This is a genomic window from Micromonospora sp. LOL_024 (genome assembly GCF_048060415.1).
GTDB lineage: Bacteria > Actinomycetota > Actinomycetes > Mycobacteriales > Micromonosporaceae > Micromonospora.
In genome coordinates this window covers 143,799-169,137 of the sequence record NZ_JBHMIS010000007.1, presented here as the reverse complement: position 1 = coordinate 169,137, position 25,339 = coordinate 143,799, and the positions used below count along the sequence as shown (strand labels likewise).

Here is a 25,339-nt window from a genome sequence, read left to right as displayed (position 1 = left end):
TGACATCGTTCACAGGCAGTGCTTCCATAGACGTCACGCCGCGAAACCCTGCCGGGCCGGCAGCCCGCCGCGCAGCCCACGCGCCTGGAGACGACGACCATGCCGATTCCCCGCCAGCCCGTACCCGCGCCGCCACCCCCTCGCGAGCGGCACACCGAACCGCTCATTGACCTGATCTTCGATCGGCTCGCCGCCGACCACGTACCCGACGACAGCGCCGAGTTGGTCCTCGCCGCGCTGGGCGGGGAGAACGACCTGGCCACGGCGCTCGACGGTGGCCGCCCCGGCCTCGCACTGGACAGGTCCACCGAGGGCGGGCCGTCGGCGCGGGTCTGGCTCGACTCGGTGACCGTCGCCGGATTCCGGGGCGTCGGCCCGGAACGCACGTTGCGGATCAGCCCCGACCCGGGCCTCACGCTGGTCGTCGGGCGCAACGGCTCAGGCAAGTCGAGTTTCGCCGAGGCCGTCGAGTTGGCGTTGACCGGCGACAGCGCCCGGTGGGCGGACCGCGACAGCGTCTGGCGTACCGGATGGCGCAACCTGCACCACCCCGACCCGTGCTGGATCGAGGTGCGGCTACGCGTCGACGGCGTGGCCAAGCCGGTGACCGTGACCAGGTCGTGGCCGGACGACGCGGGCCTGGCCGACGCGGAGGTGACCGTCACCAGCGGCCAGGGCCGGCACGCCGACCTCGCCGGCCTGGGGCTGGCCCGTCCGCTGGAGCTGTACCGGCCGTTCCTCACCGCCGCCGAACTGGGGCGACTCAGCGCCGGCACCCAGAGCCAGCTCTTCGACGCCATCGCCGCGATCCTCGGCCTGGAGGCGGTCACCGAGGCCGACCGGCGGCTGATGGCCGCCACCAGTCCCGTCGAAGCCGCCATCAAGGAGGTACGCGCGCAGCGCGCCGCCCTCGCCGCCGACCTGTCGGACATCTCCGACGACCGGGCGCGGCGGGCCGCCGGGCTGCTCGGCGGCCGTGGCGCGGTGAATCTCACCGCGCTGGCCGCGATCCTCGACGAGCCGGACGAGAAGACCGCCGACGCTCCGCTGCTGCTCTGCCGGGCACTGGTCGAGCTGACCCTGCCACCGCGAGACGAGGTGACGCGGCTGGTCACCCAGCTGCCCGACGCGGCGGAGCAGGTGCGGCTGAACGACGGTGCCCGGACCCGGGCCGCGCTGCGTGGCGCGGAGCTGCTCCGGCTCGCCCTCGAACAACACGAGGAGCTGGGCGACCGCCCCTGCCCGGTCTGCGCGGCCAGCACCCTCGACGGAGGCTGGCGTACCAGCGCGGCAGCCTCGCTGGGCCAGTTGCGGGACCACAGTCTCGCCGCCCGGAGTGCGTCCACCCGACTGAGCACCCTGCTGCGGCAGGTCCACCACCTGCTCGACGGTCTGGTCGTCCCCGAGGGGGACGCACCCGACGTACCGCTCGACGCACTGCGCTCAGCGGTGGCCGCCCTGCGGGCCTTTCCGGCCGACCCGGACCAGCTCGCCAAGCACCTGGACCGGCGGTACCCGGCCGTGGTGACGGCGGCCCTGAAGGCCCGCGGACACGCCGAGGGCTTTCTGCGACAGCGCGACAGCGGCTGGCGTCGCGCGGCGGCCGGACTGCGGGGTTGGATCGACGAGGCGGCCCGCCTGCCGCAGCGGGAGGCGACGCTGGCCCGGCTGAAGGCCGCCCGGGGCTGGCTGAAGACCACCGCCGCCGACCTGCGCAACGAACGGATCGCGCCGTTCGCGGCCCACTCACAACGGATCTGGGCGCACCTGCGGCAGGAGAGCAATGTCGAGCTGGGCGGGATGAGCCTGGACGGCACGAACACCAGGCGGCGGGTGGTCTTCCCGGTGAGCGTGGACGGCGCCGACAACGGCACCGCGCTCGGGGTGATGAGCCAGGGCGAGATGCACGCCCTGGGACTGGCGACGTTCCTGCCGCGCGGCTGCGCGCCGGAGAGTCCGTTCCGGTTCGTCGTCGTCGACGACCCGGTGCAGAGCATGGACCCCGCCAGGGTCGACGGGTTGGCCCGGGTTCTCGCCGAGCTGGCCGAACGGCGACAGGTGGTGGTCTTCACCCACGACACCCGGCTGCCCGACGCGGTTACCCGGCTCGGGATCGGCCAGGCACGGATCATCGAGGTGCATCGCGCGGAACGGTCGGTGGTGACCCTGCGGCCAGCTCCGACCCGGTGAGTCGCCACCTCGACGACGCGGACACGGCGGCGACGGGTCACCCCTACGACCGCGCCCGGCACGACCGGCCCCCACCGGAGCCGGACTTCCAGAAGGTCACCCTCAACGATCGCCCGGGCGAGCCGATGGATCTCGCCGTACTGCCCGACAGACGGGTGCTGCACGTGACCCGCGCCGGCCAGGTGCGGCTGCACAACCCCTCGACCGGCCGCTACACGATCGCCGCCACCCTCGACGTGTACCAACACGACGAGGAGGGCCTGCGCTCACGCCGCCGACGGCGACATGGCGGACCTCGGCACCGGGATGATCGACTTCGCGAGAATCTTCCGGAAGCACTCCGTGCTGGAGTACATCCCGCCGCCGTCACGTGGTACAAGCAGTGGATCGGGCGCAACCCCGACGTCGAGCCCACGGAGGGCGTCGCGGAGTGGCAGCTCACCGACAACGCTTGGATCCAGGTCTCCCTCAACCCCGAGGCCGCAGGTAGGACCAGCGTCGTTGTCGGCGTCGAGGACATGGACTCTCACATCGCCAGCCTCGCGAGCGCCGGCGTGACCTTCGGCGAGGTTCAGGACTTCGACTTCATCAAGATGTCGGAGCTCGTGGATCCGGCAGGCAACAGAATCAACTTCGTGTGGGAGAACCCGAGGTACGAGCCCCCCGCAGAGTAGACTGGGTGGTCGCGGCCCACCCGACACCGCGACCCCCGGGCCGGTCACCGCCTCGGCGCCTTGACCTTCTTCTTGTTGTGGTTGTTGCCCCTGCCGTCGGGCTTGTAGTTCTTCTCAACGTTGCCCACCGCGTCCACCGAGAACCAGTGGACGGTCGTGCCGACGGGGACGGTAAGCGTCTCCCCGCCCTCGCGGATGCCCGCCGACCCGTAGAGCGTCGACTCGTAGGTGGGCCGGGAACGGTCGAGGGTGTAGAACACCGCCGCCGGTTCGCTGGTGGAGAACGTGACGTCCACCATGCCGGGTGTGCCGCTCGCGGTCACCGACAGCGAGCTGGACGGCTTCTTCCTGTCGGTGTCGAAGTCCCGGGCCACCCGCAGCATCTCGACCAGGCCGTTGGAGAACTCCATCGTCTCGGCGTGCGCCTCGTCCCAGGCCGGCTGGAACGATGTGCCGACCTCGAAGTTCCAGGCGTAGATGCCGTACTTGTACCAGAGCATGTCACCGGAGTTGCCGGCCGCCGAGTACAGCACGTCGGCGATCGGGCCGGTCCGGGCAGGGGTGACCGCCAGGTTGCGGTGCCGCTTGATGGCGGTCAGGATCCGCGACGAGGCACCCCAGAACAGCGACTCCTCGGCCAACGTCGGCCGCGGTGCCGACACCCGGCCGGGTGTCGCGTACGAGCCGGGCGACCACATGAAGTAGTTGCCCGACGAGTGCAGGTTCATCGAGAACTTGACGTTCGGTCGGGCGGCCAGCCAGTCGACGTTGCGGTTCTCCGGCTCCGACAGCTCGCTCGGTCCGGCGTAGGTGCCGCTGGTGCAGCTGGTGGAGGCACCCGAGTAGCCGTCGAAGAGGCTGTACTCGGTGTAGTTGCGGTTGTTGTCCACGCCCCACGAGTTGCGGCCCAGGAAGTCTCCCGACGACTGCGTCGTGCAGTGGTTGGTCATGTTCTTGCGCTGCGAGTTGAAGTCGTAGAACGAGTAGTGCCCGCCGTCCGGATTGATCGACGGGGCGATCCAGATGTCCAGGTTGTCGACCAGCTGGCGGGTCTTCCGGTCGTGCGCGTAGTTACGCAGCAGCCGCTCGGCGGTCTCGACGGTGACCAGCGGAGGCACCCATTCACGCGCGTGTTCCTGCGCGTAGGCGAGCACGCCGAGCTTGGAACCGTCGCGGTGCTTGCCGATCCGGATGGCGTACACCGGATGCGGGTCACGGGAGACCGACGGCGGCGCCGACAGGCCGTCCGACAGCGCGGCCGGCGCGGCCGGCGCGACCACGCCGGCGCCGGGGCTACCCCTATAGGTGTACGCCCGCAGCAGCGTCCCCGCCTGCGCGTTGAGCGCGGCGACAACCTGCCCGGCGGTGCTGGTGACGGTGCCGCTGCCATCGGTGGCGAGATCGACGCGGACCTGGCTGCCGGTGACGGTCACCGCCAGTGGCGCGTCGACGACACCGGGATCGGCCAGCTCTACCGCGATGTCGTTGCCGCCCTGGTGGCCCCAGGCCACCGAGTCCACCGCGACCCGGCTGGCGTTGACGGTGCCAAGCACGGCCTGCGCCTGCCGCCGGTAGCCGTTGGTCTGGTACGGCAGCTCGACGATCTCCGAGATCTTCGGGTACTGCGCGGCCAGGGCCTTGATCCGGTCGTACAGCTCGGTGGGTGTGAGGTAACTGGCCACGAAGTCCTTCATGTAGCCCGGCCCCTCGGGGTCCTTGTCGGGGATGGGCAGCCACTGGTTCACCTTGGCCACCGCCGTGCCACCGGTCGGGCTGGTGATCCGCACGTACGCCGGACGGCTGGTCACCTGCTCCGCGCCCCGGTGGTAGAGGTAGGCGCCGGCGTCGACGAAGCGGGAGATGTTCTGCGTACCGCCGGAGCCGATCTCGGTGCCCGGCCCACTGTCCCGCTCGACGGTCAACGGGGTGCTGTCCGTCTGTCCCTGCGCCCACTTGGCCTCGACCGAGAGCACCTGCGTCTCGCCGGAGGTGTAGTAGTCCGCACGAATGATCTTGACGTCGGAGACGGTGCTCCGCGCCGAGACCGTCGCCGCGGCGGCGAACTCCTGGTTGGCGGCGAGGTGGGCGGCGATGGTCGCCTCCCGCTCGGCCACCCGGTCGGCCGCGTCGGCCGCGGTGTGCAGGACGTTACCGAAGGTGAAGCCGGCCCGGGTCAGGGTGGCGACCTCGTTGCCGGTCACCACCGCGTGCACGACGATGCCGTCCTCGGTGTGGCTGACGTGGTGATCGAGGTCGACGCCGGTGGCCACCAGGGCGTCCAGCTCGGCGCTGCCGGCCAGCACCACCTCGACCACGCTGGCCTTCTCCTCCGCTAGTCGACCGAGGTCGGCCGGTGCGGCGCTGGGCGCGGCAGCCCGCGGCGCGATGGCCGTCGCCGGACTGACCAGCAACAACACGGCCGTCGCGACGGCCAGGGCGGTGGATGCGGGTATCCGGTGTCGCCACCGGGAACCCGTAGAGAGTTCGGACATGAGGCGGTGGCCCCTTCCCGGGCATGCGCGCGGACGACGCGGGTCACGCAGCGTCGCGCAGCTGGACGATGAGAGTGATCAGGTTGGGCACAACCCTGGCCCGCAGATACCAATCTGTCAATGTCCGGTGGCCCCGACCCCGGTGACCGCGGCCACCCCGCACGACCGCCCCTGATCTGGTGTTTGACCTGCGTGCAGACTGGAGATCAAGAGCGTGAGGCTCGATTACGAGGGGATCACGCGTGTCCGAGAACGCCATCGACCGGCACAACCACACCGCAGACCGGCCAGCCGAAGTAACCGACCCTCTACTGTGGCGGCTCGCGCTGGACGTCGCCGACGCCCACGCGCCGGACGGGGAGGGCGGCTGCGACCACCTGCTCTGCGCCGGCCAGGACTGGCCCTGCGGACCGTGGCAACAGGCCCAACGGGCGCTGAGCCTCGCGCAGGGTCGCTCTTCGATCAAGGCGTCGGCACCCGGGTCGCCACCGGAGGCCGACTGGGCGTCCTCGGCCCCGCTGCCGAGCTGGGCGGCGGAGCAGTCACGCCGCAGGTCGGCCGCCGCCTGAGTCGACCACCGAGCCGGCCGGATTCGGCCGATCGCACCGTGATCCGTCCACACCCGTCAATGTACCGTTCACCGGTGCACGACCTACTCAAATTGCTCGCCGGCGTACCGATCGCCCGAGATCAGCTCGACGACACCGAACTGGATCTCATCGACCGGGCGCGGCAGGCCGGTGCCACCTGGGCCCAGGTGGCCGACGCGCTCGGAGTGGTAGCCGACAGGCCGCCGAGCAGCACAGCCAGCGGCTGGTTGCCGCGCGGCGCAGCCGACGCGCGGCGGCCGCCCGGCGCTGGCTGGCCGAGATCGCCGCCCTGCGCAAGATCCTCGGTGAACTGCGCGCTGGATCGACGCCGACCGACGCTGGGAGGGACGTTTCCCTCGCGCCACGCTGGCCGACCGCACCACGACTCTCGCCCTCTACGCCGGTGGTCAGCCCCCTCCTGACCGAAGTTTCCGCGGCCAAGGTCGGTGGAGGTGGAATCAAAAGGCAAGGCGACGCCACGTCGGGAAGCCGGGGCGAGGAGATCGAGACGGCTGAACGGGAGGCGGCCAAGCGGCGGTGGCGGCGTGGTCGAGGGTGAGTTGCCGATCGGACGGCGGGTGGCGCAGTGGCGGGCCCGGCGGTGGATGACCCAGCAGGCGCTCACGGACCGGTTGGGCAAGTCGAAAAGTTGGATGGACAAGATCGAGCGGGCTGCCCGGCGGTTGAACCGCTACCCGACGATCCAGCAGATCGCCGAGGTGCTGCGGGTCGAGCCAGCGGTGCTGCTCGGCGAGCGGCCGCCGACGCGGGCCGGGGCTGTCCCGGTTGACGGTCTTGATGGGGTGCGGGCGGCACTGACCCGCTACGGGGTGTTCAGTTGGCGAAGTGTCCGGTGTCGACGGTCGATCTTCGCCGGCAGGTCGGGCACGCCTGGCTGACCTACCAGCACGCACGGTATCCGCAGCTGGTCCAGGTACTGCCGGGGCTCCTGGAGGGAGCGTCGGCGGTGGGTGGGACGCTGCTGCTCCAGGCCGCGTTCGCCGCCGCCACCTGCGGCGAGGTTCGCCAGGCGGGGCGGTTGCTCGACCGGGCCGCCGAACTCGCGGACGGAATTCATGAACGCGCTGGTGGCGACCAGGTCGGTGAGCGAACGGTCGGCGAGGACGCGCAACGCACGTGGTTCGGGCCGGTCGCCGTGGAGCTGGCGCGGGTAGTGGTGACGGCCGAGCGGGGCGACGCGGCCGAGGCGGTGTGCCGGCACGAGGCCGTGATCCGACAAGAGGGGTGGCGGCGGCTTCCGGCCGAGTACCGGGGTGCCTACCTGGTAGACGCCGCGCGGGCGTACCTGCTCGCCGGTGACCTGCCCGGTGCCGGCCGCACGCTGGTCGTCGCCGACACCGTGGCGCCGGCCGAGGTCCGGTCGCGGTCGTCGGCGCGTACCCTCCTGGCCGAGATTGGCCGGGGCAGACCCGCACCGGCCGGTGTGGCGCGCCTGACCACCCTCGCCGGCCTCACCCGCTGACCCATAGCCGACGCCGACCTCGCAAGATCGTGCCCGATCCGGGATTCGGTGGCCTCAGGATCGCGACGAGACCACTCGATCCCGGATCGGGCGTGACCATGGGATCGACTACAGGGTGCGGGCGAGGCGGTCGGCGAGGATCCGGGCGAACCGGGACGGGTCGGCCAGATCACCACCCTCGGCGAGCAGCGCGGTGCCGTACAGCAGCTCGGCGGTCTCCGCCAGGGACGTGTCGGCGGCACCCTGCTCGTGTGCCTTACGCAGACCGGTGACGAGCGGGTGGGTCGGGTTGAGCTCCAGGATCCGCTTCACCTTCGGCACCTCCTGCCCCATCGCCCGGTACATCTTCTCCAGCGTCGGAGTGAGGTCGTGCGCGTCGCCCACCACGCAGGCCGGCGAGGTGGTCAACCGCGACGACAGGCGCACCTCCTTGACCGAGTCGGCCAGCACCCCGCCCAGCCAGCCGAGCAGGTCGGCGTACTCGGTGCGCCGCTGTTCCCGCTCGGCCTCGGCCTCGGTGCGCTCCTGCTCGGTGTCCAGGTCGACCTGCCCCTTGGCCACCGACCGCAGCGTCCGACCGTCGTAGCTGCCGACCCGTTCCACCCACACCTCGTCCACCGGATCGGTGAGCAGCAGCACCTCGTAGCCCTTGGCCCGGAACGCCTCCATGTGCGGCGAGTTCTCGATCGTGGCGCGGTTCTCGCCGGTGGCGTAGTAGATGTCACTCTGGCCCTCGCGCATCCGGCCGACGTAACCGGCCAGGTCGGTCAGTTCGGCCGGGTCTTGGGTGGAGGCCACGGACAGGATCTCCAGCAGGACGTCCTGGTTGTCGGTGTCCTCGATCAGCCCCTCCTTGACCGCGGCGCCGAACTCGCTCCAGAAAGTGCGGTACCGCTCCGGGTGGTCGGTCTTGAGGTCCTTCACCGTGGCAAGGACCTTCTTGACCAGGCGGCGGCGTACGGCCCGGATCTGCCGGTCCTGTTGCAGGATCTCCCGGGAGATGTTCAGCGACAGGTCGTGGGCGTCCACCACGCCCTTGACGAAGCGCAGGTAGTTGGGCATCAGGGCGTCGCAGTCGTCCATGATGAAGACCCGCTTGACGTAGAGCTGCACCCCCCGACGCCCCTGGTGGGAGAAGAGATCCAGCGGCGCGTGCGTGGGTATGAACAACAGCGCCTCGTACTCGAAGGTCCCCTCGCCCCGCATGTGGATCGTTTCGAGGGGGTCCGCCCAGTCGTGGCTGACATGCTTGTAGAACTCGTGGTACTCGGCCGGCTCGACCTCACCGCGCGGGCGTGCCCACAGCGCCTTCATCGAGTTGAGCGTCACCGTCTCGGTGGTGGCGGGGGCGTCGTCCGCGCCGGGCCGCTCGACGGTCATCCGGATCGGGTGGGCGATGAAATCGGAGTAGCGCTTGACGATCTCGCGGATCGTCCACTCGGCGGTGTAGTCGTGCAGGTTGTCCTCGGCGTCGGCGGGCTTGAGGCGCAGGGTCACCGCCGTGCCCTGCGGCACGTCGTCGAGCGCGGCGACGGTGTACGTGCCCTCGCCGGTGGACTCCCACCGGGTACCGCCGCTCTCGCCGGCCCGCCGCGTCACCAGCTCGACTGAGTCGGCGACCATGAACGTGGCGTAGAAGCCGACACCGAACTGGCCAATCAGCTCCTGCGACGCGCCGGCGTCCTTGGCCTCACGCAGCTGACGCAGCAGCTCGGCGGTGCCCGACTTGGCGATGGTGCCGATGACTGCCACGACCTCGTCGCGGGTCATCCCGATGCCGTTGTCCCGCACGGTCAGGGTGCGCGCGTCCCGGTCCACCTCGATGGCGACGTGCAGATCGCTGGCGTCGACGTCGAGCCCCTTGTCGACAAGCGATGCCAGGCGCAGCTTGTCCAGCGCGTCCGAGGCGTTCGAAATCAGCTCGCGAAGGAAGACGTCCTTGTTCGAGTAGATCGAATGGACCATCAGCCGAAGCAGCTGACGCGCCTCGGCCTGGAACTCCAACGTCTCGGCCCGGTCGTTCACACCGTGTCCTTTCCGGTCATCGACACAACGGTTCGCCGAAAGGATACGAGCCGTCGCGGTACGCGCGCACCGGGTGGTCCAGCAATGCGCCGGCCCGCCTCACGAGCGGTGCCGGCCGCCTTGTCACGCGACCGTCACCTGACCGTGATCCGCTCTCAGCGCGGATTGATCAGGACGGCGTAGTCGGCCGAGGTGAGCGGCTCCGACGACAGCGACCCGTCTGCCCGGGGGACGCTCAGTGGTGCGCCGCGCTCCAGGAACAGCACCGCCGTGACGTCGGTGCGGGCGTTGAGCGTGCACACGATCTGCCCGTACGCCAGCAGCCCGTCGCTGCGGCCGGTGTCCACCGCGGCCATGGCGACGGTGACCCGGGCCAGACCATCCGCGAGCTCGACCACGGCGCTGCTGAACGCCCCCGGCAGGGCGCTGGTCAGGCCGTCGTCGCGCTCGGCGGGCGTCGGCCCGGCGAGCAGGTCCCGTAGCTGGGCGTCGAGGGCGGGCGCCTGGTCGATCCGACGAATCACCGGCACCAGGCGGTCGTCGCGGGAGAAGTAGAGCACCTCGGACGCCGCGCCGGTCTCGGCCGCCGTCGGTGCGGCGGTGGCCGCGGACGGAAAGGGGCCGGGCGGCGCGGTGACGGCGCGTGGCAGATTCTCGGCAGGCACCCCGCACGCCGCCACCAGGGTGAGCGCGGCGACGATCCCGACGGCACGCGCGACGCGGGCCGTGCCGGCGGTGCGGGTCACGAGAGGCTCCCGGGCAGGGTGATCCTGAATCGGGCTCCGCCCTCGGGGCGGTCGCTGACCGAGGCGTCACCGCCATGCGCGGCGGCGTGCTGAGCCACCAGCGCGAGCCCGAGGCCGGTGCCGTCGCCGCCGCCCCGGTAGTTGGCCGCCCGGCCCCGCACGAAGCGGTCGAAGATGGTCTTGCGGTCCTCCGTCGGCACGCCGGGGCCCTCGTCGTCCACCTCGAGCACGCCGGTGTCACCGTCGTGGGAGAGCCGCACCGCGACCGGCCCGGCGCCATACCGTTCGGCGTTGTCGAGCAGGTTCGTCAACACCTGCGCGACCCGACGCTGATCCACCCGCCAGGTCGCCGGCGTGTCCGGTGCCAGCTGCACCATCGAGTCCGGCAGGCCCCGGTCGCGGCACGCCTGCCGGGCGAGTTGCGCCAGTTCGACCGGCTGCCGGTGCACCGGCTGGTCGCTGCGGGCCAGGTCCAGCAGGTCGTTGACCAGCTGCTGAAAGCGGTCGATCTCGTCGGCCACCAGCCGGGCCGCGGTCGCGGTCCGCTGGTCCTGGTTCTCCCGGCGGCGGGCCAGCACACTCGCCGCCGCGGCGAGTGTCTGCAACGGTGAGCGCAGCTCGTGGCTGACGTCGGCGGCGAAGCGCCGATCCCGGTCGATACGCTGGGCCAACTGGTCGACCATCCGGTTGAATGAGGTGGAGAGGCGGGTCAGGTCCGGGTCGGTGTCCGGCGCGAGCCGGGTGGTGAAGTCGCCGGCGGAGATCCGCTCGGCGGCGTCGGCGACGGCGGTCAGCGGACGCAGTCCATGTCGGGTGGCATACCAGCCGAGGGCCGCCCCCGAGCCGGCCACCATGATCGCGACCGCGGTGAGCGCCAGCGCCAGGATCTGGAAGGTCTGCTCCAGTTCCCGCAGCGAGGCCACCTCGTAGAAACCGGCCGACTCCGACAGTGGCACGCCGACCAGCATGACCGGGTGGTCGTTGACGCGGACGCGCTGTACCGCCGGCTCCCCGGCCGAGACCAGGTCCTGCATCCGGGTCGGGATGGCGGTGGTGAGTCCGGAGTCGGCACCACGGGCGTACCAGTCGCCGTCGAGAAGGATCAGGGGACGCCGGCCGGTGCCGGTGTCCAGCGCCCGCAGCGCCTCGACGACGTCCGGGTCCTCGATGTTCAAACCGGCCCGGACCACTGCGGCGTCGTAGTACGCCGCCCGCAGCACCGTGCGCTCCCGCTCGTCGAGCAGGGTGCGGCGGGTCAGCTCGTAGGACACCAGGGCCATCGACGCCGACAGCAGCAGCGCACCTACCGCGAACGCGGCGGTGACCCGGGCGCGCAGTCCGAGGCGTCTCATCTCTGCAGTTTGTAGCCGAGGCCGCGCAGTGTCACCAGATGCCGGGGATTGGCCGGATCGGCCTCGATCTTCTGGCGCAGCCGGCCGACATGCACGTCGACCAGCCGTTCGTCGCCGGTGTCGTACCCCCATACCCGGCTGAGCAGCTGCTGGCGCGAGAGCACCCGGCCGGCGTGCTCGACCAGCTCGCAGAGCAGCCGGAACTCGGTGCGGGTGACGGCGACCGGTTCGCCCGAGCGGCGTACCTCCCCGGCCTCCGGGCTGACCTCCAGTTCACCGAAGGCGAAGACCGGCACCGCCTCCGTGGTGTCCGCCGAGCTGACGGCCCGGCCGCGCCGGCGCAGCGCCCGCAGCCGGGCCGTCAGCTCCTTGATCGCCACCGGCTTGATCACGTAGTCGTCCGCCCCTGCCTCCAGGGCGGCGACGATGTCATGGGTGTCGTCGCGCGCGCTGACTACCACGATCGGCACGTCGTCGTCGCGGCGCAGCTGGCGGATGCCCTCGAAGCCGTCGATACCGGGCAACATCAGGTCGACCAGGACGTAGTCGGCCGGTTCCCGGCGCTGCGAGCGCAGCCCCTCCTCGGCGGTCGCCGCCCCCCGCGCGTCGTAGCCCTCGTCCTCCAGGGCGAGCAGCAACGCCAACCGAATCCGGTCGTCGTCCTCGATCACCAGTACCGCTGTCATACCGGCATCATCCCCAAGCCGTCACCAGGCGGCCAACCGCCCTCGACTTGAGGAGGTTTTGTCATGCAACTGTCATACGTCCGCGCGGTGCCCGCCAACCCCGCTGGGCAGGGTGAGAACGACCTCAGGACACCCAGGACACCAGGAGAGGGGGCCTCGACGTGAGCGCACCGCGCCGCCCCGAGTGTTCGGTGCCGTTCGTGGAGGTATCAATCACCGAGTTCGACCTGACCTGCCTGCCGGAGACCGGCGCGGTCTTCGACCAGCTACTGGCCCTGCACCCGGACCAGATCGTGATCGACCTGGCCGGCTGCCGGCACATCGACGCCGCCGCCATCGGGCTACTGCTCGACGTGCACCGTCGGATGATCCGCGCCGGTGGGGTGCTCGCGGTACGCAACCCGAACCCGCGCATCATCCGCATTCTGCAGACCGCTCGGCTCGACCAGATCCTGCCGGTACGCACCGACGCCGGGCCGGCGTCGGTGGTGGCCGCCGACTCACCGGCGGCCACCGTGATCGCCGCCGGCGCGGAGGCCGCCCCAGCCGGCGGCACCTCCCTGCCGGATGCCGCGCCACGCGCCACCGCGTACGGCCGCGCGACCGTCACCGTGCACACCTGAAACATCGAACCGCGAGGACGAGGAGCAGCATGACCATCGCCGGGATCGCCACGGCCCTCGCCGTCGGCCTTGCCGTCGGTTGGCTCGGCCGACTCGTCCTCCCCGGCCGCCCGGCTGTGCCGCTGTGGCTCACCATGACCATCGGTGGCGTCGCCGCGCTGCTCGGCGCCATCACCGCCTGGCTCGCCGGCGTTAAGGGATTCAGCCTGCTCAGCCTGGTCGTCCAGGCCAGTCTCGCCGCGACCGGCGTGGTGATCGTGGTCGCCACCGCCGGCCGGGAACGCTCCGACTCCCGCTAACCGTTCGTACGGCGACGGCGCCACTCGGCCGGAGCCCAGAGCCCCTGTCCCGGCCACACCCGCCGCGGCACCGGAGAGGAAGCAGGATGACCGTCGTACCGGACGACAACCTGATGACCCTGATCTGCGACGTCTGCGGCGAGACCACCACCGGCACCGCCTGTGTGCTGCCCGACGCCGAGGTTGTCTGGACGCTGGTCTCCGACCATGGTTGGAGCGGCTCGCCGTTCGCCACCGGCCCGCACCGCTGCCCGCGGTGCAGCGCCATGCCCGCCGGTACGACAGCGCAGGGGACCGACCGGCCGCGCATCGAGGAGGTTCCGGTCATCGCGACCGGCGGCGACGTCGAACCGGGCACCGAGGACACGGTACGCACCGCGTTGCGCACCGCGGTCGACGTGGATGGCACGGTCGTGGTCAACCTACTCGAAGTGCAGGTCATCGACTCCGCCGGGCTGGGCCTGCTCGTCCGGGCCCATCGGGATGTCCGGGATCGCGGCGGCCAACTGTTCCTGGCCGCGCCGTCGCGGTTCGTCCGCACCGTGCTGCACACCATGAAACTCGACGGGGTGTTCCCCATCTTCGACAGCCTCGACACCGCCATGGCGTACCTGCGAACCGAGGCCCAGCCGAGCCCGCCCGCGACACCGCCGACGGCGACGCCAACCCTGCCGGCCAAGCGCCGCACCGCCGGCAGGGTGAAGGTCTGACCCTCACCCCCGCGTCAGATACGACAAGTGACCATCCTGACGGTGGTCGGTGCCGGGCACCGGCGGCGTTGCGGCGTTCAGGAGGCGGCGGAGAAGCCGCCCCGACGACGCAGCCGACCGATCCAACCCTGCGCGGTGTGCCGGGGCACACCGTAGTGTTCGGCGACGGCGGTGACAGTGCCGGTGCGGTTGAAGACGTCAACCACGTCGTCGGGCATGCGCCGGTAGACGCGGCCCTTCGGCACCGACGCCTCGGTACGACGCCGCGCCGCGCCGGCCGCGGTGCGGTTGACACCGGTTCGCACGGACCGCTTGCCGGTGGCCGCGCTTCGCTGCTCGGTAGGTAACTCCTCCGTGGACGATCCGAGGGCGCTCTCGGCCGCCGACGGGGTCTCCAGTGCCTCGCGGTCCGAGAACAGCGCGCGCAGCAGGAGATTCAAATCGAACGCGGGAAGGGTCGGTGCCGAGATACCACTGCCGGCCCGCATCACAAGCTCCACGACCCGCGGCGTGGAACCGTCCATGTCGACGCAGATGACGGTTTCTGTCTCGGCCTTCTCGGCTCTGATGGTGATTGTGTAGTCACCCATCGCTACCCTCCGCTGTTCGTCACATCACAGCACACACCCCGGCAGTGTGGTGGTTGAACATCTTAACCAGATTAGCGGATTGAACTGATTCCTTACAGACCGCAACGCACACGTGTCGAACTCGCCGACCGTAGCCGACACACACGTTACTGTCGGATGAAGCGTCATTAACGGGGCGAGGTGAAACGTCCGGGCAGCGACTTCAGCCCGTTGACGAAGTTGCTCTCCAGCCGGACGACCGGGCCGGTCACCTCGAATCGCGACAGGTGCGGTGCCAGCTCCCGCAGCATGGTCTGCGCCTCCAGCCGGGCCAGATGGGCGCCGAGACAGAAGTGCGGCCCCATACCGAAGGACAGGTGCGGATTGGGATTCCGGTCCAGCCGCAACGTGTCGGGGTCGTCGAAGACACGCGCGTCCCGGTTCGCCGACACGTACCACAGCACCACCTTGTCCCCCTCGGCGATCGACTGGCCGCACAGCTCGGTGTCCTGGGTGGCGGTACGCCGGAACTGCATGATCGGAGTCACCCAACGCAGCAGCTCCTCCGTCGCCTCGGGCAGCAGCGTCCCTTCACGCGACAACCGATCCCGCTGCTCCGGCTCCGACAGCAGCGCCAGGACGGCGCCGGAGATGAGGTGTCGGGTCGTCTCGTTGCCGGCGACCACCAGCAACAACCAGAAGCTACAGAACTCGCGGTCGGAGAGCCGACGACCGTCAACCTCGCTCGTCGCCAGCAACGTCATAAGGTCCTCGCGCGGCGATCGGCGGCGTTCCGCGGCGACCTCCAGCGCGTACTGGAACGCCTCGAAGAACGTCCGGCGGTAGGCCTCCACGTCGCCGCCGCCGTACTCGGGATCGTCGAAGCCGACGAGGTTGTTGCTCCAACGGTGCAGCAGGTGCCGGTCCTCGCGGGGCAGGCCGAGCAGGTCCGCCAGGACCAGCAAGGGCAGTTCGGCCGCCAGGTCGGCGACCACGTCGCATTCCTGGAGGCGTACCGCCCGCCCCACCAGCTGGTGCGCGTGGGCGGCGACGCTGTCCTGCAACGCCCGGATCGCCCGTGGGGTGAACACGGCGGTGACCAGCCGCCGGATCCGGGAGTGCTGGGGCGCGTCCATGTTCACCAGCAGTTGCCGGGCCTGTTCCAGGTCCGCCGTGGTGCGCGGGTCGGACAGGAACGCCCCCTTGCGGCCGGAGGAGAACCGCTCCGGCTGCCGGGACGCGGCGACCACACCGTCATGGCTGGTCACCGCCCAGAATCCGGAGCCCTGGCTGAGCATCCGGCCGCCGCCGGAGCGCCGCAGTAGCGCCGGCTCCGGCACCCAGGACACCGGCTCCTCCCGCCGCATCCGGGCGAACTCGGCGTGCGGCACTTCGACGCCGTACGTCTGTGGATGCGCCACGTCCGGGCGCTGCGTGACCGGTTTCACGAGCGCTCCCCGGCGGCCTGCGGGCGCAGCAGCTCGCGCAGCACGTCGTGGCGGAGCTTGCCGGTGCCGTCGCGGGGCAGCTCGTCGACGAACCGCCACCGCCGGGGCACCTTGAATCCGGCCAGCGACCGCCGGCAGAAGCCGTCCAGCGCCTGCGGGGCATCGACCGGATCGAGCCGGTGGCGATCCAGTTCGACGACGGCGACCACCCGCTCGCCGAACTCGTCGTCCGGTTCTCCGGTCACCGCCGCGTCCCGCACCGCCGGATGGGACAGCAGGGCCGCCTGCACCTCGGCCGGGTAGATGTTCACCCCACCCGAGATGATCAGTTCGCGGGCCCGGCCGGTCAGAAAGAGGTAGCCGGCCTCGTCCAGGAAGCCGGTCTCGCCGTAGGTGAACACGCCGGGACGCAGGTGGGCGTCGCGGGTCTGCTCCGGGGCGTTGTGGTATTCGAACGTCTGCCCGGAGCGGCGTACGAAGACACGGCCGGGCTGACCGGGTGGCAACGCGGCGCCCTCCGGATCCAGGATGACGACCTCGTTGGGCGGCACGGCCCGGCCGACGCTGCCCGGCCGACGCAGCCACTCGTCGGCCCCGATGAGGGTGACCACCCCCGCCTCGGTGGCCGCGTAGTACTCGACCACCACCGGCCCCCACCACTCGATCATCCGTCGCTTCACCTCGACCGGGCAGGGCCCACCGCCGTGCCACACCACCCGCAGGCTGCTCATGTCGGCCCCCGCCCGGACGGCGGCGTCCAGCCGCAGCAGCCGGACGAACTGGGTGGGCACCAGATGGCAGGCGGTTATCCGATGCTCGGTCACCGCGGAAAGGAACGCCTGCGGCTCGAACCGCTCGTGCAGCACCAGCCGGCTGCCACGCAGCAACGGCAGCAGCGCGAAGAACAACTGCGCGGAGTGGTACCACGGGCCGACCAGCAGCACCGCGCCGCGCGCCGGCACCGCCAGAGCGTGCCCGGCGTACGCCAGCAGCCGCTCCACCCGGCCGAACGGCGCCCCGGTGCGGAACAGCCCGTTGCGTACCCCTTTGGGCGCACCGGTGGTGCCGGAGGTGTAGAGCATGGTGGAGCCGCAGACCTGCTCGTCGGGCTCGTCGTGGGCGACAACGGCGAGCAGCGGTTCGACCGCTTCGGCGTCGGCGAGATCCTGCTCCCCCGTCACCAGTTGACGGACCGGCACGCCGGCGGACCGCACCGCCTCGGCGACCACGGCCGCGTACGCCGGTTCGGTCAGTACCAGCCGGCTCGCCGAGTCCGTCAGCAGGTACGCGATCTCTGGGGCGGTCAGGTGCCAGTTGACCGGCACCACCGTCACTCCGGTGTGGATGGCGGCGAGCAACGCCTCGATGCTCTCCCGACGGTTGCCGCAGACCACCGCCATCGTGTCGCCGACCCGCAGTCCCTGCGCGCGCAGCAGCCGGATCCACCGGTTGACCCGCGCGTCGAGACCCGGCCAGTCCAGCGTGCCGGTCAGATCATCCAGCGCCGGCACGCCGGCGGCCCCGGCCAGGTCCCTCAGCAGTACGGCCATCGGTGTCCCCTTCGACTAGTCCAGCAGATCCGGCTGCGCCCGCACGATGTCGGCGTAGAGCGGACGGAAGTTCAGCCGGGCGATCGCCGGTGTGCCGATCGTGCGCCGGGTCTCGGCGGCCTCGGCCGCGCCGATCAGTACGGGCCGCCCGGCCGCCTCGGCGAGCAGCTGCACCTGGCAGCTGCGGTCCATGGCGATGAACCACCATGCCGCCTCCGCCACCGAGCCACCGACGGTGAGCAGCCCGTGGTTGCGCAGCACCACCGCCTTGGTCTCGCCGAGGGCGTCGGCGATCCGCTTGCCCTCCTCGTCGGCGAGCACCACTCCGGTGTAGTCGTCGAAGACGGTGTGGTCGTCGTAGAACGCGCAGGCGTCCTGGCTGATCGGGTCCAGCGGACGGCCCAGCGCCGACCACGCCCGTCCGTAGGTGGAGTGGGTGTGCGCGGCGGCCACCACCTCTGGCCGCGCGGCGTGCACGTGCGAGTGGATGACGTACCCGGCCGGGTTTATCCGCCCGGATCCCTCCAGCACCTCGCCTGCCTCGTCGACCAGCAGCAGGTCGCTGACCCGCACGTGACCGAAGTGCATGCCGAACGGGTTGATCCAGAACCGGTCCGGTTCCAGCGGGTCACGGGCGGTCACATGCCCACCGGCCCCCTCGTCGAACCCGTAACGGGCGAAGAGCCGGCAGGTCGCGGCCAGTTGCCGCTGCCGCCGCAGGCGCTCCTCGGCCGGGGTACGCCCGGTCATCCGCAACCTCCCGCGGTGTCGGTGTCGAAGGCGGGGCCCGCCAGCACCGCGGCGGGCACCGCGACCGTCGGGTCCGTCTGGGCATCGGCGTCGGGCCGCCAGGCGGCCAGGAAGTGATCGACCCGGTCCAGCCCCCAGAACCGGTGGCGGCCCAAGCGCAGGTACGGGATGCCGAACACGTCGTCGTCGTACGCGGCGGCCAGGCAGTCGATCCCCTCCGCGCGGATCTCCGCGTCCTCAGGGGCGGTTCGGGCGGCGTCGGGGTCGACCCCGGCCACCACGGCGGCCCGGGCGACCACCTCCGGGGTGCAGATGTCCTCTCCACGCTCCCAGCGGGCGGCGACCAGCGCGTCGTAGAACGGCACCGCCCGTCCCTCGCGTCGGGCCCGCAGCCAGGCCAGGTGCGGCAGGTCCCACCACGGGTCCACGTCGATCGGCCAGGCCATCGCCAGTCCCGCCTGCCCCGCCAGGCGCTTGGTGTCCTGCAGGATGTAGAAGTGCTTGGCCCGGCTCATCTGCGTGTAGTGCAGCTCCGCTCCGCGCTCCGCCAGACCGGCGTTGGTCTTCGCGTCCGGATCCCAGTACGGATAGCAGTCGATCTGGTCGAAGATGTCGGGCACCTCGCGACGCAGCCGGTGCAGGGTCAGCCAGCTGTACGGGCTGCGGAACGAGAAGTACAGCCGGGGACGGCGCTTCACGCCACACCCCCCGACAGCGCACGCAGCACCTCGTCGTCGAACTCGGCCAGCTCACCGGCGTGCGGGCCGGCGCTGATCGCGTACCCGTGCAGGATGTTCGCGGTCGCGGTGTGCACCAACCGGTCGCCGCGGCGCACGTAGCAGTCCATCCGGGCGTCGAACATGACGCCTCGCAGGATCCCGGTGACGGTCAGCACGGTGTGCACCTCCTCCTCCATCAGGGCCGCCTCGACCAGCCGTACCCGGGCCCGGGAGACCACCGGGATCCAGGACCGCTCGCGAACCAGCCGGCCCACCGAGATGCCCCGCTCGGCCAGGAACCGGTCCACCACCTCCTCCAGCGCCCGCACGTAGCCGGAGTGCTGCACCCGGTCGGAGAAGTGGCAGTAGAAGTACGGCGCCCGCCAGGTCCAGAGGAACGCGTTCGACCCGACCGGAGCCAGCACGTCGGCGACCGTCTCGCCGGCGCCGATCGGCCGGTGGTCGGGCTTGGCGACGACCCCCGCCGCACCGACCGTCGGCACCACCAGCTCGGCGAGGTGCGCGGGCGCGGGCGCCGACGTCGTCGCGGCTGGCTCGGTCACCAGCGCCACGCGCACCCGTCCCCGCAGCACCACCTGGTCCCGGCCGTCCCGGTGCACCGTCATCAGCACCGCCAGCCGGCCACCGGACTCCCCGGTCACCTCCACCCGCACCTCGTCGTCGACCTCCAGCACCGCCGGCAGCTGCACCGAGCAGTCGACGACCTCCACACCGAGGCCGTTCTCGTGGAAGAGGTCCCGGGCGCCGGGGCCCCGATCGCGCAGCCACTGCAGCACCGCCTCCTCCACCAGGTAGACGAAGTGCTTAAAACCGATCCAGGTACGAATGTTGGCCCCCTCGTACCGGGGGCGCCCGACCAGGACGGTCAGCGGGGCGGTGGGTGCACTGGTCATCTGTCAGCTCCTGTCGTCAGGGACGTACCGTCACCCGGCTCGCCGCACCGACGAACCGGGCGGCCTGCTCCGCCACCTCGGCGGCGTGGCGTACATGGCAGAAGTGGTCGTAGTGCTCGTTCACCAGCAGGGTCGCCCGGGGCATGTCCCGGCCCAGCGTCGCGGCGGCGGCCGGCGAGAGCGTCGGGTCGGCGCCGCCGGCCAAGATCAGCGTCGGGACGTCCACCGCGCCCAGCGCGAGTCCGCCGCTGCTCACGAACTGGTCGAAGACGGTGAGGAAGCCGGCCGGACCGATCCGGTCGATGGCCTTGGCAATCATCGAGTCCAGCACGCCGACGTCCAGCTTGCGCAGCCGTTCGCCGATCCGCAGCCGCAGCCCGTCGTGGATGTGCCGGTCGAAGGTGCGCCGCGCCCGGTCAAAGACCTGCCAGGTGATCGGCTGCTCCGGCGGGCAGTACAAAGGGCAGAGCAGCACCGTGGCGCTGGCCGGTCGCCGGCCGTCGGACATCAGCTCCAGGGTCGCGTTGGCCCCGAAGGAGTGCGCGACGATCGTGTCCGGCGGCCGGGGCAGGCACGCCAGCCCGGCGGCCAGCCACTGCGCCACGCTGCCCTGGCGCCGCCACCGGTAGTCGTTGCCGGCCCGCCACGGCAGATCCAACGCCAGCACCCGCCAGCGGGGATCGAAGGCCCGGGCGAGCGGTCGCCACGACTCCCAGGAGTCCTCCAGCCCGTGGGCGAGCACCACCAGGTCACCGCCGGACGTTCCGGCAGCCAGTTCGTGCAGCACCGGCGCGGTGATCACCGGTCCGCTCCTCGCCCGCCGTCGAGGAACGCCTCGCGCCGGCCGTCGGTGTCGTCGCCGCAGGTCACGGCGATCGGCCCGGCCATGCCGGCGTCCAGAAGCGCCGCGGCCAGCGCCAGGTTGACCACCCCGGCGGCGCCATAGCAGTCGCCCCAGCGCGCGGCCGGGTCGAAACCGCCCGGGCCCAGCCGGCGCGACGCCTGGTGCCCGCCGTGGGGCACCAGGACCGGACCAGCCGCCGCGGTCGCGACGTCGCTGGTGAGCACCAGGCAGGCTGCGCCGGCGCGCAGCATGGAAGAAGCGCGGCCTGCCTGGTGCAGTACGGTGGCCGTCTCGTCGGCCGGTTCGGCGCCCACCACCAACACCCGCGCGGCCCGGCCGGCGCGCAGCAGGAGGGTGGCCGCGCGGACGGCATCGAGCCCGGCGGTGGCACCCGAACAGAGCATCAGGTTTGCCGCGCCGAACCCGAACCACAGGGCGACCGTGCTGGACACCACGTTGCTGGAGGCGTTCGGCGCGGCGAGCGGGCTGACCGCACGGCCACCCTCGGCGCGGACCGTACGGGCCAGATCGGCGACGGTGGCCACGTTACCGAGATTGCTGGCGACGACCACCGCGGTCGCCGGCTCCACGCCCGTCGGCCGGGTACGGCCGGGCGGCAGACCGAGGGCGCGGTGCGCCGCGCAGAGCGCCAGCCGGGTGGCCGGCTCCTTGTACAGCAGTCCCTTGCGGCCCAGCACCTCGTGGGCGCGCTCGGCGGGCACCGCACCGGCCAGCGCCCCGGCCAGCCGGTCGAACGGCACCTGCGCCCAGTCGGCCAGTTCGGCGGCGAGCGGGTCCGCCTCGGGCAGGTGCAGACTCCAGCCGGACACCCGTACCGTCGCGGTGACGTCGGGCCCGGGTCGCCGGGCGGCCATGGTGGTCACGGCGCCTCCACCAGGGTGACCGCGTTGACGCCACCGAAGCCGAAGGCGTCGCACTGGACCAGCCGCGGCGCGTACCCGGTGGTCGCGGTGGCGAAGCGCAGCCCCGCCCCCTCCGGCAGCGGACGGCGCAGCCCCACCACCGGCGGCACCCGGCCGGCGGCCAGGCAACGCTGGGCCACGTCGAGGTTCACCAGCGCTGCCGCGCCGGAGGTGTGCCCGGTCGCGCCCTTCACCGCGGTCACCAGCGGGTCCGCGCCACCGGCCACGAGTACCTGCCGGATCGCCTCGCACTCCGCCGGGTCGTTGAGCGCGGTGCCGGTGCCGTGCGCCACGACCAGGTCCACCTCGGTCGGGTTCCGGCCGCCACGAGCCAGCGCGTCGCGCATCGCTCGGGCAATGCCCGACACCGACGGTGCGGTCTCGTGGTGGGCGTCGCAGGACAGACCGGTGGCGACGACCCGGGCCAGGGCTGGCCGGGCGGTGTCGTCGTCGGGGACCAGCACGACCGCGGCGGCGCCGTCGCCGAGCAGCACACCCTGCCGGTCGGCGTCGAACGGGCGCACCGCGTCGGTCGGGCTGTCGGCGACCCGGCCGATCATCGCCAGCATCGACTCGGTGGTCGCGTCGACGCCGCAGACCAGCACAGCGTCGGCGTCGCCGAGGGTGAGCAGATCCTCGGCGAGGGCCAGCGCGTGCCCACCCGCACTGCACGCGTTGCTGACCGTGACGACCTCGCGAAGGCCCGGCACGGCCGTGCGTACCGCGTCACCGAAGTGCAGGCGGTGTGCCGGGACCACCGGGCCGCCCGTGGCGTACGCCTCCACCGCCGCCAGTTCCCGTAGGCCGGTGCCGACGAGCGCCACCATCCGTCGCCGCCGGGGGTCGAGGCCGGCGGTGGCGATCGCCCGGCGGGCGCAGTCGGCGACCCAGCGGCTGGCCGCGAAGTCCCGCGCCGCGCCGTCATCGACGTGGTAGCCGTTGGTCACGTTGAGGGCGGCCGGCTCGCCGTGCCGTAACGCGCCGATCCCGCTGCGTCCGGCCAGCAGCGCCGCGAAGGTCTGCGGCCCGTCGCCGAGGCAGGTACGCAGCTCGCTAGCGGTCAGCCGCGCCGGCATCCGGCCACCCCCTGACGATGGCGGCGGCGGTGCCGCCGTCCGGGCTGCGCGCGGTCAGCAGCGCCAGTCGCCCGTCGGCATCGTCCGGCGGTGCGGCGAGGAAGCTGGCCAGCGCGAGCCCTCCGGTGGCCGCGTCGCAGCGCCCGAACAGCCGGCTGACCCGCATCCGGGCCGGGACGTGCCCGAGTGCCGCGCAGGCGGAGGCGAACTCGTCGGTCTCCTCCGGTCCCGCCTCGCCGGTGTACACGCAGGCGACGTCCGCCGGGTCGATGCCCGCACGGCGTACGGCCCGCCGCACGCAGCCGGTCAGCGCCCGGTCGGCCGCCGGGCCGCCACCGGGCCCGTACGCGGTGGCCAGGGCGAGCACCTCGGCCTCGCGGCGCGGGCCGACCCACCGGGGCTGGTCGGCCCGGGCGAGCAGGAACACCGCGGCGGCCTCGCCGGTCGGCACGGACTGCCCGGTCAGCCAGGTGGTCCAGGCCCGGTGCGGACTGAACTCCTCGACCGCACCGACCAGCATCGCGTCGACGTAGCCTCGGGCGATGGCGTTGGTGCCGTAGCGCAGCGCGTCGAGGAAGGCCAGCGGGCCGGTCGCCACCGTGGCGTTGACCCCGCGTAGGCCGTGCCGGATGGCTGCCTGGCCGGCCGCGCAGTTCATCACGGTGTTCGGGAACAGCACCGGATTGACCAGGTACGGCTTGTCCTGGACCAGGGTTTCCCGGGTGTAGTCACTGGTGGAGCGGAAGCTGCCCAGCGAGGTGCCCAGCACCACGCCGAGCCGGGACCGGTTGCCGTCGTCCACCTGCACCGCCGCGTCGCGCAGCGCGTCCCCGCAGGCCACCACGGCCAGCGCCGTCGCCCGGTCGTAGAAGCTGGTGCCCTTGCGGCCCAGGTGCGCCCGGACGTCGAAGTCGACCAGGGCGTGCCCGGACGCGGTGGGCAGTGGTTCGTCGGTGAGCGCCGTCACATCGACCGGGGCGGCGGGCGACGGCTCCGACGGCCAGCCGGCACCGGCCGGCGCACCGGCGGGAACCGTGGCTGCGGCGGCGGCCAGGCGGTCGGCCAGGGCGGCACGACCCACCCCGGCCGGGCTGACCGTGCTCCACCCGGTGATCACGACGCCGGTCACTGCCGCACCTCCCGGAGCACTCCGCCGGGCCGGTGGTCGCCGGCCGGCGCACGAACACCACACGGCCCAGGTGGGACAGGGTTCACTCGACCGCTCCGATCAGGACGATGGCGTTGTTGCCGCCAAACGCGAATCCGTTGTTCTGCACCACCCGCACGCTGGCCTCCCGGGCGGTGTTCGGCACCGGATCCAGCCCCGCCAGCGCCGGATCCGGATTGGCCCAGTTGATGGTGGGCGGCAGGAAACCGTGCGCGATGGCGAGCGTCCCGGCGATCGCGCCGAAGCCGCTGGCCGCGCCCATGGTGTGCCCGATCATCGACTTGATCGAGCTGACCGGTGGCACCCGGTCGCCGAACACGTCGAAGATGGCCTGCGCCTCCACCGAGTCGTTGGCCGGCGTTCCTGTCCCGTGGGCGCAGACGTAGTCCACGTCCTCCGGCTTGACGGCGGCGTTGCGGTGCGCCGTCCGCATGCAGGCGGCGATGCTGGCGCGGTCCGGTGCGACCGGGTGGTTGGCATCACAGTTGACGCCGTAGCCGAGCACCTCGGCGTAGATGCGCGCGCCCCGGTTGCGGGCGTGCTCCAGGGTCTCCAGCATCAGGATCGCGCCACCCTCGCCGGTGAGGATGCCGGAACGGTCCCGGTCAAAGGGTGAGCAGGCGTCGGCGGTGAGCGCCCCCAACCGGAAGAAGCCCGCGTGGGCCCACCGGCAGACCGAGTCGGCGCCGCCGGCGAACATCACGTCCGCCTCACCGGTGGTGAGCATGTCGTAGGCGTAGCCGATCGCGTAGTTGCTGGCCGAGCAGGCGGTGGCCAGGGTCAGTGACTCCCCGGTCAGCTCCAGCTCGGTGCTCACCGCGTGGGCGAGCCGGCCGGCCGGCACCTGCCTGAGCAGATCAGGGTCCATCCCGCCGAAGCCGGACTCGACCTGCTGGGCCGTGACCGCCTCGACCACCACCGACTCGCCGCTGGTGGTCCCGACCACGACGCCGGCCCGGTCGACGGCCACCGTCGCCGGGTCGAGCCCGGAGTCGGCCAGGGCCAGCCGGGCCGCCGCCGCCGCGAACTGGCCGGAGCGGCCCCACCGCGCCGAGTCGATCCGGCGCAGCAGGGCCTCGGGGCGGAAGTCGGGCACCTCCCCGGCGTTGCGGTGGGGAAATCCGCTGGCGTCGAAGCTGCGGATCGGGGAGATGCCGGAGCGGCCTTCCCGCAGGCCGTCGGTGAACGCGGACACGCCGATCCCGATGCTGGACACCGGGCCGAGCCCGGTCACCACGACCCGGTTCACGGCTCAGGCCTGGCCGGCAGAGTGACGCACGACGGCGTCGTAGACCGCCTTGAGGTTGTTGAGCTGGGGTAGCTCCGACTGCGGAATCTCGATCTTGAACTTCTTGTCGAGGCGCGCGAGGATCTCGATCGCCCGGAGCGAGTCGGCCTGGTAGTCCTCGGCGAAGTCGCCGGTCTCGGTGAGCTCCTCCGGCTCCAGCTCCAGCACTTCCGCCACGATCTCGCGGAGTTCGGCCATGCGGGGGTCGGTCTGCGTCATG

General features: G+C 71.9%; 25 protein-coding genes. 8 read left to right on the top strand and 17 right to left on the bottom strand.

The features are described from left to right. Positions 1-99: 99 nt before the first annotated feature. Both ACFHWY_RS11310 and ACFHWY_RS11305 read left to right on the top strand, forming a co-directional pair. A complete protein-coding gene (locus ACFHWY_RS11310; RefSeq protein ID WP_416580095.1) occupies positions 100-2,190 on the top strand; it encodes an AAA family ATPase in 2,091 nt (696 codons plus the stop codon). Further along, a complete protein-coding gene (locus tag ACFHWY_RS11305) occupies positions 2,187-2,864 on the top strand; it encodes a hypothetical protein (protein WP_416580094.1) in 678 nt (225 codons plus the stop codon). The genes ACFHWY_RS11310 and ACFHWY_RS11305 overlap by 4 nt, the downstream gene beginning before the upstream one ends. Before the next feature lie 44 nt (positions 2,865-2,908). Here the strand turns inward: ACFHWY_RS11305 and ACFHWY_RS11300 are convergent, their stop codons facing one another. Next, positions 2,909-5,356 (bottom strand): M14 family metallopeptidase, encoded by a 2,448-nt coding sequence (locus ACFHWY_RS11300; RefSeq protein WP_416580093.1) that lies wholly within the window; start codon positions 5,354-5,356, stop codon positions 2,909-2,911. Between the two features lie 242 nt (positions 5,357-5,598). On the opposite strand from ACFHWY_RS11300, the gene ACFHWY_RS11295 reads away from it, so the two are divergent. From ACFHWY_RS11295 to ACFHWY_RS11285, 3 genes are all read left to right on the top strand, one after another. Beyond that, on the top strand, positions 5,599-5,925 hold the full coding sequence (locus ACFHWY_RS11295; protein WP_416580092.1) for a hypothetical protein: 327 nt from the start codon (positions 5,599-5,601) through the stop codon (positions 5,923-5,925). Between the two features lie 566 nt (positions 5,926-6,491). After that, entirely contained in the window at positions 6,492-6,845 is a 354-nt protein-coding gene (locus ACFHWY_RS11290) for a helix-turn-helix domain-containing protein (RefSeq protein ID WP_416580091.1), read from the top strand. Then, a complete protein-coding gene (locus ACFHWY_RS11285; RefSeq protein ID WP_416580090.1) occupies positions 6,800-7,429 on the top strand; it encodes a hypothetical protein in 630 nt (209 codons plus the stop codon). The genes ACFHWY_RS11290 and ACFHWY_RS11285 overlap by 46 nt, the downstream gene beginning before the upstream one ends. Positions 7,430-7,537: 108 nt before the next feature. Here the strand turns inward: ACFHWY_RS11285 and htpG are convergent, their stop codons facing one another. The 4 genes from htpG to ACFHWY_RS11265 all read right to left on the bottom strand — a co-directional run bounded on the left by htpG (position 7,538) and on the right by ACFHWY_RS11265 (position 12,238). Further along, on the bottom strand, positions 7,538-9,454 hold the full coding sequence (htpG, locus tag ACFHWY_RS11280; protein ID WP_416580089.1) for a molecular chaperone HtpG: 1,917 nt from the start codon (positions 9,452-9,454) through the stop codon (positions 7,538-7,540). Positions 9,455-9,609: 155 nt separating this feature from the next. Further along, entirely contained in the window at positions 9,610-10,200 is a 591-nt protein-coding gene (locus ACFHWY_RS11275) for a GerMN domain-containing protein (RefSeq protein ID WP_416580088.1), read from the bottom strand. Next, positions 10,197-11,552, bottom strand: a complete 1,356-nt coding sequence (locus ACFHWY_RS11270) for an ATP-binding protein (RefSeq protein WP_416580087.1) — start codon at positions 11,550-11,552, stop codon at positions 10,197-10,199. The genes ACFHWY_RS11275 and ACFHWY_RS11270 overlap by 4 nt, the downstream gene beginning before the upstream one ends. Next, positions 11,549-12,238, bottom strand: coding sequence for a response regulator transcription factor (locus tag ACFHWY_RS11265; RefSeq protein WP_416580086.1), 690 nt, complete (start codon positions 12,236-12,238; stop codon positions 11,549-11,551). The genes ACFHWY_RS11270 and ACFHWY_RS11265 overlap by 4 nt, the downstream gene beginning before the upstream one ends. Positions 12,239-12,399: 161 nt before the next feature. Between ACFHWY_RS11265 and ACFHWY_RS11260 the strand changes: the two genes are divergently transcribed. The 3 genes from ACFHWY_RS11260 to ACFHWY_RS11250 all read left to right on the top strand — a co-directional run bounded on the left by ACFHWY_RS11260 (position 12,400) and on the right by ACFHWY_RS11250 (position 13,870). Beyond that, positions 12,400-12,861, top strand: a complete 462-nt coding sequence (locus ACFHWY_RS11260) for an STAS domain-containing protein (RefSeq protein WP_416580085.1) — start codon at positions 12,400-12,402, stop codon at positions 12,859-12,861. 29 nt (positions 12,862-12,890) lie between these two features. After that, complete coding sequence (locus ACFHWY_RS11255; protein WP_416580084.1) at positions 12,891-13,160, top strand: GlsB/YeaQ/YmgE family stress response membrane protein; 270 nt, start codon at positions 12,891-12,893, stop codon at positions 13,158-13,160. 86 nt (positions 13,161-13,246) lie between these two features. Further along, positions 13,247-13,870 (top strand): STAS domain-containing protein, encoded by a 624-nt coding sequence (locus ACFHWY_RS11250; RefSeq protein ID WP_416580083.1) that lies wholly within the window; start codon positions 13,247-13,249, stop codon positions 13,868-13,870. Between the two features lie 77 nt (positions 13,871-13,947). Here the strand turns inward: ACFHWY_RS11250 and ACFHWY_RS11245 are convergent, their stop codons facing one another. From ACFHWY_RS11245 to ACFHWY_RS11190, 12 genes are all read right to left on the bottom strand, one after another. Next, the gene (locus tag ACFHWY_RS11245; protein WP_416580082.1) at positions 13,948-14,460 is read right to left on the bottom strand and encodes a hypothetical protein; all 513 of its coding nucleotides are present in this window, start codon (positions 14,458-14,460) and stop codon (positions 13,948-13,950) included. A gap of 167 nt (positions 14,461-14,627) precedes the next feature. Then, positions 14,628-15,887 (bottom strand): cytochrome P450, encoded by a 1,260-nt coding sequence (locus tag ACFHWY_RS11240; protein WP_416580081.1) that lies wholly within the window; start codon positions 15,885-15,887, stop codon positions 14,628-14,630. Next, positions 15,884-17,437, bottom strand: a complete 1,554-nt coding sequence (locus ACFHWY_RS11235) for an AMP-binding protein (RefSeq protein WP_416580080.1) — start codon at positions 17,435-17,437, stop codon at positions 15,884-15,886. The genes ACFHWY_RS11240 and ACFHWY_RS11235 overlap by 4 nt, the downstream gene beginning before the upstream one ends. A gap of 15 nt (positions 17,438-17,452) precedes the next feature. After that, positions 17,453-18,187: a class II aldolase/adducin family protein gene (locus ACFHWY_RS11230; protein ID WP_416580079.1), complete on the bottom strand. Its 735-nt coding sequence runs from the start codon at positions 18,185-18,187 to the stop codon at positions 17,453-17,455. Beyond that, complete coding sequence (locus ACFHWY_RS11225; protein ID WP_416580078.1) at positions 18,184-18,885, bottom strand: DsbA family protein; 702 nt, start codon at positions 18,883-18,885, stop codon at positions 18,184-18,186. The genes ACFHWY_RS11230 and ACFHWY_RS11225 overlap by 4 nt, the downstream gene beginning before the upstream one ends. Further along, complete coding sequence (locus ACFHWY_RS11220) at positions 18,882-19,820, bottom strand: thioesterase family protein (protein WP_416580077.1); 939 nt, start codon at positions 19,818-19,820, stop codon at positions 18,882-18,884. Before ACFHWY_RS11220 ends, ACFHWY_RS11225 begins: the two co-directional genes overlap by 4 nt. 16 nt (positions 19,821-19,836) lie before the next feature. After that, the gene (locus ACFHWY_RS11215) at positions 19,837-20,619 is read right to left on the bottom strand and encodes an alpha/beta fold hydrolase (RefSeq protein WP_416580142.1); all 783 of its coding nucleotides are present in this window, start codon (positions 20,617-20,619) and stop codon (positions 19,837-19,839) included. Next, the gene (locus ACFHWY_RS11210) at positions 20,619-21,539 is read right to left on the bottom strand and encodes a beta-ketoacyl synthase N-terminal-like domain-containing protein (RefSeq protein ID WP_416580141.1); all 921 of its coding nucleotides are present in this window, start codon (positions 21,537-21,539) and stop codon (positions 20,619-20,621) included. Before ACFHWY_RS11210 ends, ACFHWY_RS11215 begins: the two co-directional genes overlap by 1 nt. Before the next feature lie 5 nt (positions 21,540-21,544). Next, on the bottom strand, positions 21,545-22,663 hold the full coding sequence (locus tag ACFHWY_RS11205) for a beta-ketoacyl synthase N-terminal-like domain-containing protein (RefSeq protein WP_416580076.1): 1,119 nt from the start codon (positions 22,661-22,663) through the stop codon (positions 21,545-21,547). Continuing rightward, positions 22,641-23,792 carry a beta-ketoacyl synthase N-terminal-like domain-containing protein gene (locus tag ACFHWY_RS11200; RefSeq protein ID WP_416580075.1) on the bottom strand — a complete coding sequence of 384 codons (1,152 nt, stop codon included), beginning with the start codon at positions 23,790-23,792 and terminating at the stop codon, positions 22,641-22,643. The genes ACFHWY_RS11205 and ACFHWY_RS11200 overlap by 23 nt, the downstream gene beginning before the upstream one ends. An 82-nt stretch (positions 23,793-23,874) precedes the next feature. Next, entirely contained in the window at positions 23,875-25,080 is a 1,206-nt protein-coding gene (locus ACFHWY_RS11195; protein ID WP_416580074.1) for a beta-ketoacyl-[acyl-carrier-protein] synthase family protein, read from the bottom strand. Positions 25,081-25,083: 3 nt separating this feature from the next. After that, positions 25,084-25,338 carry an acyl carrier protein gene (locus ACFHWY_RS11190; protein ID WP_092379634.1) on the bottom strand — a complete coding sequence of 85 codons (255 nt, stop codon included), beginning with the start codon at positions 25,336-25,338 and terminating at the stop codon, positions 25,084-25,086. Position 25,339 lies beyond the last annotated feature (1 nt).